The sequence below is a fragment of the Curtobacterium sp. Csp1 genome (genome assembly GCF_013347185.1).
In genome coordinates this window covers 3,629,498-3,644,344 of the sequence record NZ_CP054594.1, presented here as the reverse complement: position 1 = coordinate 3,644,344, position 14,847 = coordinate 3,629,498, and the positions used below count along the sequence as shown (strand labels likewise).

The following is a 14,847-nucleotide window of genomic DNA, read 5'->3' as shown; positions in this document are numbered from 1 at the left end:
GTCTGAGCACGAGGCCGGGGTCGGCGTGGGCGTGGGCGCCGAGAGCGACACGGCGTCAACGGGTGCGGCTGATGCCGATGCTCCCGTGCCGCCGCACGGTGCTCGTCCACGGGCGGAGTGGCTGTCACCCGTCGTCGGAGACGGCAGCGGCCGGAGTGCACGGTCGGAGCGGACCGGGTACGAGGCTCAGCGTGGGTACGACACCGAGACTGCGGACGCTGCGGCGGCGTCGGTGTTCTCGATCCGCGGGGGACAGGAGCTCGAACCCGACGAGGTTCCGCGACCGCTCGACGAGCAGCGTGCTGATGCCGAACGGGTGAGCATGCGGGCGCTCGGGCGGAAGGGGGTCAGCGAGTCCGAGATGCGTCAGGTGCTGACCAAGCAGGACCTCGACCCGGACGTCGTCGAACACGAGGTCGCACGGCTCGTCCGGGTCGGACTGCTCGACGACGTGGCACTGGCGACGGACCTGGTCGACCGGCTCCACGAGCGGAAGGGCCTCGGGCGCCAGGGGGTCGTCGCGGAGCTCCGTCGGCGCGGGATCGACCAGACGGCGATCGACGCTGCGCTCGAGGCGGCGGCGGACGACGCGGACGACGAGTTCGTCCGCGCGATCGAGCTCGCTCAGAAGCGGGCCGGGCAGCTCCGTGGGCTCGACCGCGCGACCGCCGAGCGACGTCTCAGCGGGTTCCTCATGCGCAAGGGCTACGGCTCCGGCGTGGTGCGGATCGCGGTCGAGCGCGCCCTCGATGGCGGCGGACGGCGACCACCCTCCGGGGGCGGGTCCGTCCGTTTCGAGTAGTCCCGCACCGACCTACACTGGGACGATCATGGCCACCGTCGACGCCCGCCCCCGCACCTACGAAGTCCGCACCTACGGGTGCCAGATGAACGTGCACGACTCCGAGCGCCTCAGCGGTTCGCTGCAGTCGGCCGGGTACGTCGCCGCCGACGACGAGCAGGCCGACGTCGTCGTGATCAACACCTGCGCGGTGCGCGAGAACGCGGACAATCGGCTCTACGGCAACCTCGGGCACCTGGCGGGTGTGAAGCGTGAGCACCCCGGCATGCAGATCGCCGTCGGCGGGTGCCTGGCGCAGAAGGACAAGAACGTCATCCTCGAGAAGGCGCCGTGGGTCGACGTCGTGTTCGGGACGCACAACATGGGGTCGCTCCCGACCCTGCTCGAGCGCGCACGGCACAACGACGAGGCGCAGATCGAGATCCTCGAGTCGCTCGACGTGTTCCCGTCGACGCTGCCGACGAAGCGCGACTCGACCTACAGCGGGTGGGTGTCGATCTCCGTCGGCTGCAACAACACCTGCACGTTCTGCATCGTGCCCTCGCTCCGCGGCAAGGAGAAGGACCGACGACCCGGGGACGTCCTCGCCGAGATCCAGGCGCTGGTCGACGACGGCGCGATCGAGGTCACGCTCCTCGGGCAGAACGTCAACTCGTACGGCGTCGAGTTCGGGGACCGCCAGGCGTTCAGCAAGCTCCTCCGTGCCGCCGGTGCGATCGAGGGGCTCGAGCGGATCCGCTTCACGAGCCCGCACCCGGCGGCGTTCACCGACGACGTCATCGACGCGATGGCCGAGACGCCGAACGTCATGCCGCAGCTGCACATGCCGCTGCAGTCCGGCTCCGACCGCGTGCTCAAGGCGATGCGTCGGAGCTACCGGAGCGAGCGCTTCCTCGGCATCCTGGACCGCGTCCGGGCGAAGATCCCGAACGCGGCGATCTCCACGGACATCATCGTCGGGTTCCCGGGCGAGACCGAGGAGGACTTCGCGGACACCCTGCGCGTCGTCGAGCAGTCCCGGTTCGCGTCGGCCTTCACCTTCCAGTACTCGATCCGTCCCGGCACCCCGGCGGCGACGATGCCGGACCAGCTGCCGAAGGCCGTCGTGCAGGAACGCTACGAGCGACTCATCGCGCTGCAGGACCGGATCACCGCCGAGGAGCACGCGAAGCAGGTCGGTCGCACCGTGCAGGTGCTCGTCGCCACGGGCGAGGGCAAGAAGGACGACGCCGCCCACCGGCTGTCCGGGCGCGCGGAGGACTCCCGGCTCGTGCACTTCTCGGTCCCGGCCGACTCCGCCGTGCCGCGTCCCGGTGACGTCGTCACGGTCGAGGTCACCCGTGCGGCCCCGCATTTCCTGATCGCCGACAACGACGGGCCCCTGCAGATCCGTCGCACCCGTGCGGGCGACGCCTGGGACCGTGCGCAGGCGGAGAGCTGCGGCGTCCCGACCCCGGCGACCGCCGGTGCGGCCGCGGGACCGCGGCCGGTCTCGCTCGGTCTGCCGTCGCTCCGTGTCGGGCGCTGAGCCCCAGTTGCTCGAGGGCCTGGCGCTCGACGGCCGGTCGTCGGACCCTGCCGCGGTCGACCTGATCGCGGTCGTCGGCGCGACGGGGACCGGCAAGTCCGAGTTCGCCCTGGCGATCGCCGAACAGCTCGCCCGGTCGGGACGTCCTGCGGAGATCGTCAACGCCGACGCGATGCAGCTCTACCGCGGCATGGACATCGGCACGGCGAAGCTCAGCGTCGCGGAACGCCGAGGGGTCCCGCACCACCAGCTCGACGTGCTCGACGTGACCGACGAGGCGAGCGTCGCGGCGTACCAGGGCGACGCCCGAGCCGACGTCGAACGGGTCACGGGCTCCGGTGCCGTGGCGCTCCTCGTCGGCGGCAGCGGACTCTACGTGTCGTCGGTGCTCTTCGACCTCGCGTTCCCGGGCACGGACCCCGAACTGCGCGCGCGGCTCGAGCACGAGCACGCCGAACTCGGACCCGGTGTCCTCGTCGAGCGGCTCCGGGCGCTCGACCCCGCCGCTGCAGCCGGCGTCGACCAACGCAACCCGCGGCGCCTGATCCGCGCACTCGAGATCGCGAGCCGATCCGAGGCCGTGACCCCGAGCCTCCCGTCCGCGCCCCGCGCCTGGCGACCCGCCCGGATCCTGCACCTGCACCGCGAACGCACCGGACTCGTCGCGTCACTGCACGAGCGTGCCGCGCGGATGTTCGACCGGGGGCTCGTCGACGAGGTCGCGGCGCTCCGCGACCACGGGTTGGAGCAGGGGAAGACCGCCCGCGCCGCGATCGGGTACGCGCAGGCGCTCGACGTGCTGCACGGGCGGGCGACTCGGGACGACGCCGTCGAGGCAACCGCGGTGGCGACCCGCAAGTACGCCCGGCGGCAGATCTCGTGGTTCAAGCGGTACGCCGACGCCGAGGTGCTCGACGTGACCGGGACGGACCTCGCGGGCCTCCGGGAGGCGGCCCGTAGGATCGTCCCGTGACCGAACTGCACTTCACCAAGGGCCAGGGCACCGGCAACGACTTCGTCCTGTTCGCCGACCCCGATGCGACGGTCGACCTGACCCCCGAGCGGATCCGGGCCATCGCGGACCGTCGGTTCGGCGTCGGCGGCGACGGCGTGATCCGGGCCGTCCGGTCCGAGGCGCTGCCGGAGGGACGGGCGCTCGTCGCGGTCGCGCCCGAGGCGACCTGGTTCATGGACTACCACAATGCCGACGGCTCGGTCGCGGAGATGTGCGGCAACGGCATCCGGGTGTTCGCGCGGTACCTGACCGAGTCGGGGCTCGTCGACCTCGCACCGGGGGAGACGCTGACCGTCGGCAGCCGCAAGGGCCTGGTCGACATCCAGCGGACCACGAACGGGTTCTCGGCGGACCTGGGCCGGTGGGGGCTCGGCATCGAGGGCGGCGGCGCGAACGACGTCATGGTCCGGGCGCGGGAGCTCGACGGCGCACGACCCGGCCTCGGCATCGACGTGGGGAACCCGCACGTCGTCGTCGCGGTCGCGACCGAGGACGAGCTCGCCGGACTCGACCTGACCTGGATCCCCGTGCTCGACCCGGCACCGGCGGCCGGGGCGAACGTCGAGTTCGTGCTTCCCGGCGACCCGCTGGTCAAGGACGGCGTCGGCGAGATCACGATGCGGGTGCACGAGCGCGGGAGCGGCGAGACGCTGTCGTGCGGGACCGGTGCGGTCGCGGCAGCGCTGGCGACCCGGTACTGGGCGGGGCCCTCGGCGCCGGACACCTGGCGTGTCCGGGTCCCAGGCGGGGTCGTCACGGTACGGATGTTCGCGGCCGAGGACGGGGAGCACGTGGCGCTCGCGGGGCCGGCAGAGCTGGTGTTCTCGGGGGACCTGACGGTCTGAGGCTGTCGGCGCCGTGGTCGGGCGCGGCGCGGCGCGGGGCGGGCTGGGGCTCGGCGCCGGGGTTCGGCGCCGGGGTCGTTCTGCGCGAGGGAGGCCGATCTGCTCGACGGAGACGGTTCCGCGCGTCGGAGGTCGTTCGTCCTGACCGAGTACGCGCGATTCGTCCTCCCATGTCGGGCGTGATGGGAACGATCGACCACGCCCATGAGGCACCGCAGCGCCCGCGAGACGCCGCGTTGCTCGCGAGACGCCGCGCCACGGTCGAGACGCCGCGCCACGGTCGAGACGCCACGGCTTCGCCGGGCGTCTCGCGTGATCGGAGGCGTCTCGAGCACGCCGGGGTGTCACCGGCGCAACGAGCACCGAGCCGGGCGGGCAGCCCGGACCACCGAGCCGGTGTGCCGGCACCCCGGAACAGCACGATCGGCCAGCGAGCAGGACGGACCAGCCCCGCCTCACTCCGCCGCGGCTGTGTCCTCTGCCACGCGGTGCACCCGGATCACCCGGAAGCCCTTGTCCGTCGTCGCCCGGGCGACCCGGAACCCGGCACCGAGCGTGTCCCCGAGCCAGCGCTGCAGCGAGTCGCCACCGAGGTCCTTCGACACGACGAGCCACGCGTCGCCCTCGACCTCGAGCCGGGGGAGCCAGGTGAGCAGGATCTCGTGCAGCTCGTCCTTCCCGACGCGGATCGGCGGGTTGGACCAGATCGTCCGGAAGCGCAGGTCGGCGGGGATCTCCGACGGCAGGCCGACCGTCACGTTCGCGACGCCGGCCGCGGCGGCGTTGTCGCGCGCCAGCCCGAGCACCCGCTCGTTGACGTCCACGCCCCACACGTGCGCGTCCGGCGACTCGAGCGCCATCGTGATCGCGATGGGTCCCCAGCCGCAGCCGACGTCGAGCAGGGCGCCCGACGACGCGGGCGGCGGCACCGACCCGAGCAGGACGCGTGTGCCGCGGTCGACGCCGTCCGGGCTGAACACCCCGGCAGCGGTGGTCAGGGTCAGCGGCTTGCCGGCGAGCGTGACGTGCACCTGGCGCGCACGGGTCTCCGACGACGGGTTCGCGGAGAAGTAGTGCTCGTTCGCCATGGAAGAACCGTACCGGGACCCCCGTGTGTCCCGGGCGTGGCGGCGGTACCCTGTGGAGAAGATGACGGAAACCACCATGAACGACGGACGATCCGACGACAGCGCCGAAGGTGTCGTGGAACGCGTCCTCCGCAACGCGGACTCGAAGGCATCGTCTGCGATCTTCGCCCCAGCGCAGGCGATCCAGACCCGATCGGTCGACGAGCACGGCTGGGCCGGCGACGGCGACCAGTACGAACGCGAGGACCGGGCGGCCCTGCGCCGTGTCACCGGCCTCTCCACCGAACTCCAGGACGTCACCGAGGTCGAGTACCGGCAGCTCCGGCTCGAGCAGGTCGTCCTCATCGGCGTGTACCCCCAGGGCAGCGCGCAGGACGCCGAGAACTCCCTCCGCGAGCTCGCCGCCCTGGCCGAGACCGCGGGTGCCGTGGTGCTCGACGGGCTCCTGCAGCGCCGTCCGACCCCCGACCCCTCCACGTACCTCGGCAAGGGCAAGGCCGAGGAACTCGCGATGGTCGTCAAGGCCACCGGCGCGGACACGGTTATCGCCGACACCGAGCTCGCACCCTCGCAGCGTCGCGCGCTCGAGGACGTCGTCAAGGTCAAGGTGATCGACCGAACGGCCGTGATCCTCGACATCTTCAGCCAGCACGCCTCCACCCGCGAGGGCAAGGCGCAGGTCGAACTCGCGCAACTGCAGTACCTGCTCCCGCGCCTGCGCGGTTGGGGTGAGTCGATGTCCCGGCAGGCCGGTGGACAGGTCTCCGGCGGTGCGGGCATGGGTTCCCGTGGCCCCGGTGAGACGAAGATGGAGCTCGACCGCCGGAAGATCCACACCCGGATGGCGAAGCTCCGGCGCCAGATCGCCGGCTTCACCCCGGCCCGCGAGGCGAAGCGTGCCGACCGAGCCCGGAACGAGGTGCCGAGCGTCGCGATCGCCGGGTACACCAACGCCGGCAAGTCGTCGTTGCTCAACCGCCTGACGAGCGCCGGCGTGCTGGTGCAGAACCAGCTGTTCGCCACGCTCGACGCGACCGTCCGCCGCACCGAGAGCACCAAGGGGCGCGAGTTCACGTTCGTCGACACCGTCGGCTTCGTGCGCAACCTGCCGCACCAGCTGGTCGAGGCGTTCCGGTCCACACTCGAGGAGGTCGGCCAGGCCGACGTCATCGTGCACGTCGTGGACGGCTCGCACCCGGACCCGGCCGCGCAGCTCGCCACGGTCCGCGACGTGATCGGCGACGTCGGCGCGCGCGACATCCCCGAGGTCGTCGCCTTCAACAAGGCGGACCTGATCGACGACGCGCAGCGCCTCGTGCTCGTCGGCCTGGTCCCGGACGCCGTCTTCGTCTCGGCGCGCACGGGCGAGGGCGTCGCCGAGCTCCTGGCGGCGATCGAGGACCGTCTGCCGGAACCGGACGTCGACCTCACGGTCGTCATCCCCTACGACCGTGGCGACCTGGTGTCCGCCCTGCACGACGCGGGCGCGGTCGAGACGACCGACTACGTCGAGGACGGCACCCGACTGCGCGTCCGCGTCTTCCAGCGGCAGGTCGCGGAGCTCGACCCCTACGTGGTGGCGCCCGTCACCACGGCCTAGTCGCCGGACCCACACCGGGACGGACAGGAGGCACGGTGCCAGCTGGCACCGTGCCTCCTGTCCGTCTGCGGGTTGCGATCAGAGCGGGTCGCGGTCAGAGCGAGCGGAGCACCGCGACGACCTTGCCGAGGACCGTCGCCGCGTCACCGAGGATCGGCTCGAACGCCGAGTTCCGGGGGAGCAGCCAGGTGTGGCCGTCGCGCTGGCGGAAGACCTTGACGGTGGCTTCCTCGTCGAGCATCGCCGCGACGACGTCACCGTTCTCTGCGGTCTGCTGCGACCGGACGACGACCCAGTCGCCGTCGCAGATGGCGGCGTCGATCATCGACTCGCCCACGACCTTGAGCATGAACAGGTCACCCGTGCCGACGAGCTGACGGGGGAGCGGCACGATCTCGTCGACGTGCTGCTCGGCCGTGATCGGCACACCGGCGGCGATCCGGCCGACGAGGGGCACGAGCGTCGTGGCGTCGACGTCCGGGGTCTGGACGTCCGGGTTCGGCTCGTCGACCAGGACCTCGAGCGCTCGGGGACGGTTCGGGTCGCGACGGATCCAGCCGCCGAGCTCGAGTTGACCGAGCTGGTGGGAGACGCTCGACAGGGACGACAGGCCGGCGGCGTCGCCGATCTCCCGCATGCTCGGCGGGTAGCCGCGGCTGGCGATGGACGCGCGGATCGCGTCGAGGATCGCCTGCTGCTTCGCCGTCAGCGGCTTCTGGCTCCGCAGTTCGTCCGCCACGTCGGGCCGCCCTTCGTCGGTGTCTGGACGTGATCGCCGCGGATGTCGGTGGTACCCGCTTGACTCGTCCCAGTCGATCGAAACAGTATCCGACCGTCCCACGCCGGACAAACACCTGTTCGAGCGTGTCGGCAAGAAATCCCGCAGAAATCCCTCCCTGGGACTTGTGCGGCCTCCGGTTCGAAAGTATGTTCGGTACACGACTTCGGTTCACCGAACGGGAAGGCAGAACGACATGAGCACCATCGCCATCGCTGACACCCAGCGCACCGCGACGCCCGCCGTCCGGACGCGCCTGCGCCTCACGCGCCGTGGACGGGTCGTCCTCACGACGCTCGCCGCGCTCCCGGTCGCTGTCGGCATCCTCCTCGCTGTGATCAACGGCGGCCAGGCCTCCGCCGGTGACGCCTCGCGCGCCGGGGCTCCCGTCCACTTCGAGACCGTCACGGTGCAGCCGGGCGAGACCCTGTGGTCGCTCGCCGAGCAGACCGCGCCCGACGCCGACCCGCGCGACTTCGTGCAGGACGTCGTCAGCCTCAACGCGCTCGACAGCTCGACGCTCCAGGCGGGCGAGCAGATCGCGATCCCGGCGAAGTACTCCGCGGGCAACTGACCTGCCGATCGTCCACGTGGCCGAGACCGTCCGGACGGCCGGTCGTCCGCACGGCAGCGCGGCCTACGATGGATCGGTGGCAACCACGCTCGACGACCTCCCGATCCGCGACGACCTCCGTGGGCAGAGCCCCTACGGTGCCCCGCAGAAGCACGTGCGGGTGCAGCTCAACGTCAACGAGAACACGCATCCGGTGCCGCAGGACGTCGCCGACGACATCGTGGAGTCGATCCGTCAGGCGCTGAGGACGGTGAACCGCTACCCCGACCGGGAGTTCACCGAGCTGCGCCAGTCGCTCGCCGCGTACCTCGGGCACGGTCTGACCGCCGAGCAGCTCTGGGCGGCGAACGGGTCGAACGAGGTCCTGCAGCAGCTCCTCCAGGCGTTCGGTGGCCCGGGCCGGAGCGTGCTCGGGTTCCCGCCCACCTACTCGATGCACTCGATCCTGGCGTCCGGCACCGGCACGACGTGGATCCCCGCGCAGCGCGACGACGAGTTCCGCATCTCGCCCGAGACCGTCGTGGCCGCCATCCGCGAGCACCAGCCCGACATCGTCTTCCTGTGCGGGCCGAACAACCCGACCGGGACGCCCCTGTCGATCGACACCGTCCGCGCCGCGTACGACGCGACCGACGGCATCGTGATGGTCGACGAGGCCTACGCGGAGTTCATGCCCGCCGACGTGCCGAGCGCCGTCTCGCTGCTCCCGGGGCGTGAGCGGCTCGTGGTGTCGCGCACGATGAGCAAGGCGTTCGCGTTCGCGGGCGCCCGGGTCGGGTACCTCGCGGCCGACCCGGCCGTCATCGATGCGATCCGGCTCGTCCGGCTGCCGTACCACCTGTCCGCGCTGACGCAGGCGGCCGCCGTCGCGGCGCTCCGCCACGCGCCGGAGATGCTGGCGATGGTCGACGACATCAAGGAACAGCGCGACCGCATGGTCACCGAGCTCGGCGCGATGGGGTACCGCACGTACGAGACCTGGTCGAACTTCGTCCTGTTCGGCGGCGTCGCGGACCCGAACGCCGCGTTCGAGGCCCTGCTCGACCAGGACGTGATCGTCCGCGACCTCGGCATCCCGAACCACCTCCGGGTGAGCGCGGGGACCGAGGAGGAGACCACCGCGTTCCTCGACGCGATGCGCCGCGTGGCCGCCGTCCAGCCCCCGGTTAGGCTGGACGCATGACCGCCCGTACCGCCTCCGTCAGCAGGAGCACGAGCGAGTCGAGCATCGAGCTCTCGCTCGACCTGGACGGCACCGGCTCGTCCGACGTCTCGACGAGCGTGCCGTTCTTCGACCACATGCTGACCGCGTTCAGCAAGCACTCGCTCATCGACCTGCGGGTGCGCTCGACGGGCGACACCGAGATCGACGTGCACCACACGGTCGAGGACACCGGCATCGTGCTCGGGCAGGCGCTCAAGCAGGCCCTGGGAGACCGGTCCGGCATCGGCCGGTACGGCGACGCCCTCGTGCCCCTCGACGAGGCGCTGGCACAGGCGGTCGTCGACGTCTCCGGCCGTCCGTTCCTCGTGCACTCGGGGGAGCCCGCCGGCTTCGAGTTCCACCGCATCGGCGGGCACTTCACCGGGTCGATGGTCCGCCACGTGTTCGAGGCCATCACGTTCAACGCCGGCATCACCGTGCACGTCCGTGTGCTCGAGGGCCGGGACCCGCACCACATCGCCGAGGCCGAGTTCAAGGCCTTCGCCCGGGCGATGCGCAAGGCGGTCGAGCTCGACCCGCGCGTCGACGGCATCCCGTCGACCAAGGGCGCCCTGTGACCGGCACCGACCGACCCGGCACCGACCGGCCTGCGTCCGGCAGTCCCGAGACCGAGCCGTCGGGCGCGCGGCCGAACGTCGTCGTCCTCGACTACGGCTCCGGCAACGTGCACTCCGCCGCGAAGGCCCTCGAGCGCGCCGGGGCGGACGTGACGCTGAGCGCCGACAAGCAGACCGCGCTGCGCGCCGACGGGCTGCTCGTCCCGGGCGTGGGTGCGTTCGCTGCAGTCGTCGACCAGCTCGAGGGCGTGCACGGCGGCGAGATCGTCGACCACCGCCTGGCCGGCGGGCGTCCGGTGCTCGGCATCTGCGTCGGCATGCAGGTCATGTTCGCGCGTGGGGCCGAACGCGGCGCCGACGTCGAGGGTCTGGCACAGTGGCCCGGGACGGTCGAGCCGCTCGAGGCCGACGTCCTGCCCCACATGGGCTGGAACACCGTCCAGGCGCCCGAGGACTCGGTCCTGTTCGACGGGCTGCACGACGAGCGCTTCTACTTCGTGCACTCCTACGGCGTCACCGACTTCCCGCTCGACGCATACGGCCCGTTCCGCGCGCCCCGGCTGACCTGGGCCGAGCACGGCCAGCGGTTCGTCGCCGCGGTCGAGAACGGGCCGCTGACCGCCACCCAGTTCCACCCCGAGAAGTCCGGCGAGCCGGGCATCCAGCTCCTCCGGAACTGGGTCCGCTCACTCTGAGTGACCAGCGACCAGCGGCCAGCGACAGCCCCGGCCCACGCCCACGCCCGCACGACCCCCGACAGGACCATGACCGACCTCACCTCCGCCCCGCCCCTCGTCCTGCTCCCCGCCGTCGACGTGGTCGACGGCCAGGCCGTCCGCCTCACCCAGGGCGAGGCCGGCAGCGAGACCTCGTACGGCGACCCCGTCACCGCCGCCCGCACGTGGCGGGAGCAGGGCGCCGAGTGGATCCACCTCGTCGACCTCGACGCGGCGTTCGGTCGCGGCGACAACCGACAGGTGATCGCCCGCGCGATCGACGAGGTCGAGGGGGTCTCCGTCGAGCTCTCCGGCGGCATCCGCGACGACGCCTCGCTCGAGGCCGCCCTCGCGACCGGCGCCGCCCGCGTGAACCTCGGCACCGCCGCGCTCGAGCAGCCCGAGTGGGCCGCCCGGGTGATCCAGCAGTACGGCGAGCAGATCGCCGTCGGGCTCGACGTCCGCGGGACGACCCTCGCGAGCCGCGGGTGGACCGAGGACGCCGGCGACCTGTGGGAGGTCCTCGACCGGCTCGAGGCCGCCGGGTGCGCGCGCTACGTGGTGACCGACGTGACGAAGGACGGCACGCTGCAGGGCCCGAACGTGGAGCTCCTCCGTGCGGTCTGCGACCGGACCGACCAGCCCGTCGTGGCCTCCGGCGGCATCTCGAACCTCGACGACCTGCGGGCCCTCCGCGAGCTCGTCCCGCACGGGCTCGAGGGCGCGATCATCGGCAAGGCGCTCTACTCCGGCGCGTTCACGCTCCCGGCCGCCCTCGACGTCGCCGGGGCGTAGCGCGCGGTGGCGGGCATCTCGAACGGCCGCGGCACGGGACCCGAGCCGACGGACGACGCCGCGCACACCCCCGGTGGTGCCGCCGACTCCGCGGGCAACCCCTGGGCCGGACGGACGTTCGACGCGCACGACACCGCGTACGACGAGGACGACGGCCTCGCCGACCCCGCGGTGGTCGCCGCGATCGCCGGGCTGCAGCAGGGCGGCTCGCAGCGCGCCGTGGTGGACGCGCTCCGGACCGCGCGGCTCCTCATCCCGCTCGTCGCCGAGGCCGGGGACGTCGGCCACACGCCCGAGGGCAAGCTCGTCGACAAGACCCAGGAGCTGTCCATCGTGACGGTCGCCGGGCCGGACGGGCGGAGGGTCATGCCGGCGTTCACGTCGGCCGAGGCGATGCGGTCGTGGGACCCGACGGCGCGGCCCGTGCCGGCGGACACGCGGCGCGTGGCGATGGCTGCGGCGAGCGAGGAGACCCAGCTCGTGGTCCTCGACCCGACGGCGCCGACCGAGTTCGTGCTGCGCCGACCGGCCGTGTGGGCGATCGGCCAGGACGTGCCGTGGACCCCGTGCTTCGAGGACCCGGAGGTCGCCCGGGCGTTCGCGGACTCCGTGGCCGACGAGCCGGCGATCGCGCGGGTCGAGCTGTCGCCGGGGGACCCGCTCGGTCGGTTCGCCGGGGCCGAGTTGACGGTGGGCCTCGCGCTCCACCCCGGTCTCGACCAAGGTGACGTGCAGGCCCTCGTCGGCCGCCTTCAGCAGCGCTGGACGGCGGACACCGTCGTCGCGGAACGCGTGGACAGCATGCGGGTGGCGCTGCGCCGCGCGTGAGTCGCGCCTCCAGGCCGGGAGGCGCGTGGCGCGCCCGCCCCGCCGGTCGCGCCGGGACGTCGGCGGCCCGCCGGTAGCATGACGGGGTGAGCACCAACCCGACGACCAGCCCCGGCACCGGCGAGACCCCGGTCGGCCCCACCGGGCGGCCCGTGCGGCAGTTCCCCGTCCCCGAGGAACTCGACGGCCACGGGCCGGCTCGCATCATCGCGCTCTGCAACCAGAAGGGCGGCGTCGGCAAGACCACGACGTCGATCAACCTCGGCGCCACGTTGGCCGAGTACGGCCGTCGCGTCCTCGCCGTCGACTTCGACCCGCAGGGCGCCCTGTCCGCCGGCCTCGGCGTGCGGACCCACGACATCCCCACGGTCTACGACCTGCTGATGGGTTCGGTGAAGGACCCGAACCAGGTCATCCAGCCGACGAACGTCCCGCTGCTCGACGTCATCCCCGCGAACATCGACCTGTCCGCGGCCGAGGTCCACCTGGTGAACGAGGTCGCGCGGGAGCAGATCCTGGCGAGCGTCCTCCGCAAGGTCGCGAACGACTACGACGTGATCCTCGTCGACTGCCAGCCGTCCCTCGGCCTGCTGACGGTGAACGCGCTGACGGCCGCGCACGGCGTGCTCATCCCGCTCGAGTGCGAGTTCTTCGCGCTCCGCGGCGTCGCGCTGCTCATCGAGACGATCGACAAGGTACGGGACCGGCTGAACCCGGCGCTGCAGCTCGACGGCATCCTCGCGACGATGTACGACTCGCGGACGCTGCACTCGCGCGAGGTCATGGAGCGCGTCGTCGAGACCTTCGACGACCGGGTGCTCGACACGGTGATCGGCCGCACGGTGAAGTTCCCGGACGCCACGGTGTCGGCGCGCCCGATCACGCAGACGGCCCCGGACCACGCCGCCGCCCACGCGTACCGGCAGCTGGCACGGGAGCTCGTCGAGCGTGGCGCCGTCGCCTGACCCGGCGGCCGCCACCGGGTTCCGCGTCCGGCTGTCGAACTTCGACGGCCCGTTCGACCTGCTCCTGTCGCTCATCACGAAGCACGAGCTGGACATCACCGAGGTGTCGCTCGGCGCCGTGACGGGTGAGTTCATCGCGTACGTCCGCCAGGCGGAGTCCGCCGACGAGCTCGACGAGGCGAGCGAGTTCCTCGTCGTCGCGGCGACGCTGCTCGACCTGAAGATCGTCGGGCTCCTGCCCCAGGGCGAGCTCGTCGACGCCGAGGACGTCGCCCTGCTCGAGGCGCGGGACCTGCTGTTCGCCCGGCTGCTGCAGTACCGGGCGTTCAAGCAGGCCGCGGAGTGGTTCGGGGAACGGTGGCAGGAGGAGTCCCGACGGCACGTGCGTCGTGTGCGGCTCGAGGAACGGTTCCGGGCCCGGACGCCGGAGCTCGTGTGGACGCTGTCGGTGCAGGACTTCGCCGCGCTGGCGATGCTGGCGTTCGCGCCGCGGGAGATCCCGACCGTCGGACTCGACCACCTGCACGCGCCGCTCGTGAGCATCCGGGAGCAGGCCGCGATCGTCGTCTCGCTCCTCCGCACACGCGCCGACGAGGACGTCTCGTTCCGCGACCTGGTCGCCGGGGTCACGGAGACGGGTATCGTGGTGGCTCGCTTCCTGGCGATCCTGGAGCTGTACCGGAACGCGTCGATCTCGTTCGAGCAGGCCGAACCGCTCGGGGAGCTCACACTCCGGTGGACCGCCGAGGACTGGTCCGACGAGAGCCTCGCGAACCTGGGAGCCGACTATGACGGATGACGCCGTGCACCGCACCGCCGCCCACGTCGCGCACGACGGCGGGGCCGGAGCCGAGCCCGGGGGAGCGGACGAACTCGACGCCGCGCCGCCCACCGCACCCCACGCCGCGCCGCTCGACGTCGCGGTCGACCGGCAGATCGAGGCGATCCTGATGATCGCGGACGAGCCCCAGTCGCTCGTGTCGCTCGCAGCAGCCGTCGGCGCACCCGTGCCCGTCGTCCGCCAGGCGGTGGAGCGGCTCGTCGCCGACTTCGACGGGCTGGTCGGGACCGTCCGTCGCGGCTTCGAACTCCGCGAGGTCGGCGGTGGCTGGCGCTTCTACGTCCGTGCCGACCTGGACGCCGTGGTCGAGCAGTTCGTCGAGGCCGAGCGTCCGGCGCGCCTGTCGCAGGCCGCGCTCGAGACCCTCGCGGTCGTCGCCTACAAGCAGCCGATCACCCGGTCACAGATCGCGTCGATCCGTGCCGTGAACGTCGACGGGGTGGTGCGCACGCTCGTGGCGCGCGGCCTCATCGAGGAGTCGTTCACTGATGCGGAAACCGGCGCCATCAACTACGTCACGTCCGACCTGCTCCTGCAGCAGCTCGGCATCAACTCGCTCGACGAGCTGCCGCTCATCTCGCCCCTCCTGGAGGACGGCGCCGGCGGCTTCGAGCAGAACGAAGGGACCCCCGATGGCCGCACATGAGGACGAACGACGAGGCGGGTCGCGAGACCGCGCCGGTTCCGGTC

General features: G+C 72.2%; 16 protein-coding genes. 14 read left to right on the top strand and 2 right to left on the bottom strand.

The annotated features are described in order from the left end of the window. Positions 1-232: 232 nt before the first annotated feature. The 4 genes from HUN58_RS17535 to dapF are packed head-to-tail and all read left to right on the top strand — an operon-like array spanning position 233 to position 4,190. Positions 233-802, top strand: a complete 570-nt coding sequence (locus HUN58_RS17535; RefSeq protein ID WP_208745632.1) for a regulatory protein RecX — start codon at positions 233-235, stop codon at positions 800-802. Positions 803-830: 28 nt separating this feature from the next. Then, positions 831-2,330 carry a tRNA (N6-isopentenyl adenosine(37)-C2)-methylthiotransferase MiaB gene (gene miaB / locus HUN58_RS17530; protein WP_180225479.1) on the top strand — a complete coding sequence of 500 codons (1,500 nt, stop codon included), beginning with the start codon at positions 831-833 and terminating at the stop codon, positions 2,328-2,330. Further along, positions 2,317-3,303 carry a tRNA (adenosine(37)-N6)-dimethylallyltransferase MiaA gene (gene miaA / locus HUN58_RS17525; protein WP_306669568.1) on the top strand — a complete coding sequence of 329 codons (987 nt, stop codon included), beginning with the start codon at positions 2,317-2,319 and terminating at the stop codon, positions 3,301-3,303. Before miaB ends, miaA begins: the two co-directional genes overlap by 14 nt. Further along, complete coding sequence (gene dapF, locus HUN58_RS17520; RefSeq protein ID WP_180225478.1) at positions 3,300-4,190, top strand: diaminopimelate epimerase; 891 nt, start codon at positions 3,300-3,302, stop codon at positions 4,188-4,190. The genes miaA and dapF overlap by 4 nt, the downstream gene beginning before the upstream one ends. Positions 4,191-4,645: 455 nt before the next feature. On the opposite strand, the gene HUN58_RS17515 is transcribed toward dapF, so the two are convergent. Then, positions 4,646-5,278, bottom strand: coding sequence for a class I SAM-dependent methyltransferase (locus HUN58_RS17515; protein WP_114849121.1), 633 nt, complete (start codon positions 5,276-5,278; stop codon positions 4,646-4,648). A 61-nt stretch (positions 5,279-5,339) separates the two neighbouring features. Here HUN58_RS17515 and hflX point away from each other — a divergent pair, with 61 nt between their 5' ends. Further along, positions 5,340-6,878, top strand: coding sequence for a GTPase HflX (gene hflX, locus HUN58_RS17510; protein ID WP_114849211.1), 1,539 nt, complete (start codon positions 5,340-5,342; stop codon positions 6,876-6,878). A 94-nt stretch (positions 6,879-6,972) separates the two neighbouring features. On the opposite strand, the gene lexA is transcribed toward hflX, so the two are convergent. Then, entirely contained in the window at positions 6,973-7,617 is a 645-nt protein-coding gene (lexA, locus tag HUN58_RS17505; protein ID WP_058742957.1) for a transcriptional repressor LexA, read from the bottom strand. 235 nt (positions 7,618-7,852) lie between these two features. Here lexA and HUN58_RS17500 point away from each other — a divergent pair, with 235 nt between their 5' ends. The 9 genes from HUN58_RS17500 (at position 7,853) to scpB (ending at position 14,803) form a co-directional block, all read left to right on the top strand. Next, positions 7,853-8,230 (top strand): LysM peptidoglycan-binding domain-containing protein, encoded by a 378-nt coding sequence (locus HUN58_RS17500; RefSeq protein WP_114849122.1) that lies wholly within the window; start codon positions 7,853-7,855, stop codon positions 8,228-8,230. A 76-nt stretch (positions 8,231-8,306) separates the two neighbouring features. Then, positions 8,307-9,413: a histidinol-phosphate transaminase gene (locus HUN58_RS17495; protein ID WP_180225477.1), complete on the top strand. Its 1,107-nt coding sequence runs from the start codon at positions 8,307-8,309 to the stop codon at positions 9,411-9,413. Continuing rightward, positions 9,410-10,012, top strand: a complete 603-nt coding sequence (gene hisB, locus HUN58_RS17490) for an imidazoleglycerol-phosphate dehydratase HisB (protein WP_058742959.1) — start codon at positions 9,410-9,412, stop codon at positions 10,010-10,012. The genes HUN58_RS17495 and hisB overlap by 4 nt, the downstream gene beginning before the upstream one ends. Next, positions 10,009-10,707: an imidazole glycerol phosphate synthase subunit HisH gene (gene hisH, locus HUN58_RS17485; RefSeq protein ID WP_180225476.1), complete on the top strand. Its 699-nt coding sequence runs from the start codon at positions 10,009-10,011 to the stop codon at positions 10,705-10,707. The genes hisB and hisH overlap by 4 nt, the downstream gene beginning before the upstream one ends. A 69-nt stretch (positions 10,708-10,776) precedes the next feature. Beyond that, complete coding sequence (gene priA, locus HUN58_RS17480; protein ID WP_208745631.1) at positions 10,777-11,523, top strand: bifunctional 1-(5-phosphoribosyl)-5-((5-phosphoribosylamino)methylideneamino)imidazole-4-carboxamide isomerase/phosphoribosylanthranilate isomerase PriA; 747 nt, start codon at positions 10,777-10,779, stop codon at positions 11,521-11,523. Positions 11,524-11,529: 6 nt separating this feature from the next. After that, the gene (locus HUN58_RS17475; RefSeq protein WP_180225475.1) at positions 11,530-12,351 is read left to right on the top strand and encodes an SseB family protein; all 822 of its coding nucleotides are present in this window, start codon (positions 11,530-11,532) and stop codon (positions 12,349-12,351) included. A gap of 86 nt (positions 12,352-12,437) precedes the next feature. After that, positions 12,438-13,316, top strand: coding sequence for a ParA family protein (locus HUN58_RS17470; protein WP_058742961.1), 879 nt, complete (start codon positions 12,438-12,440; stop codon positions 13,314-13,316). Next, complete coding sequence (locus HUN58_RS17465) at positions 13,300-14,115, top strand: ScpA family protein (protein ID WP_114849126.1); 816 nt, start codon at positions 13,300-13,302, stop codon at positions 14,113-14,115. The genes HUN58_RS17470 and HUN58_RS17465 overlap by 17 nt, the downstream gene beginning before the upstream one ends. Further along, a complete protein-coding gene (gene scpB / locus HUN58_RS17460; RefSeq protein ID WP_180225474.1) occupies positions 14,105-14,803 on the top strand; it encodes an SMC-Scp complex subunit ScpB in 699 nt (232 codons plus the stop codon). Before HUN58_RS17465 ends, scpB begins: the two co-directional genes overlap by 11 nt. Positions 14,804-14,847 lie beyond the last annotated feature (44 nt).

What these genes read in the sequence shown, in the direction of transcription:
- miaB (WP_180225479.1), top strand. Translation starts at nt 831, where the DNA reads ATGGCCACCGTCGACGCCCGCCCCCGCACCTACGAAGTCCGCACCTAC.
- HUN58_RS17515 (WP_114849121.1), bottom strand. Translation starts at nt 5,278, where the DNA reads ATGGCGAACGAGCACTACTTCTCCGCGAACCCGTCGTCGGAGACCCGT.
- hflX (WP_114849211.1), top strand. Translation starts at nt 5,340, where the DNA reads ATGACGGAAACCACCATGAACGACGGACGATCCGACGACAGCGCCGAA.
- HUN58_RS17500 (WP_114849122.1), top strand. Translation starts at nt 7,853, where the DNA reads ATGAGCACCATCGCCATCGCTGACACCCAGCGCACCGCGACGCCCGCC.
- hisB (WP_058742959.1), top strand. Translation starts at nt 9,410, where the DNA reads ATGACCGCCCGTACCGCCTCCGTCAGCAGGAGCACGAGCGAGTCGAGC.
- priA (WP_208745631.1), top strand. Translation starts at nt 10,777, where the DNA reads ATGACCGACCTCACCTCCGCCCCGCCCCTCGTCCTGCTCCCCGCCGTC.
- scpB (WP_180225474.1), top strand. Translation starts at nt 14,105, where the DNA reads ATGACGGATGACGCCGTGCACCGCACCGCCGCCCACGTCGCGCACGAC.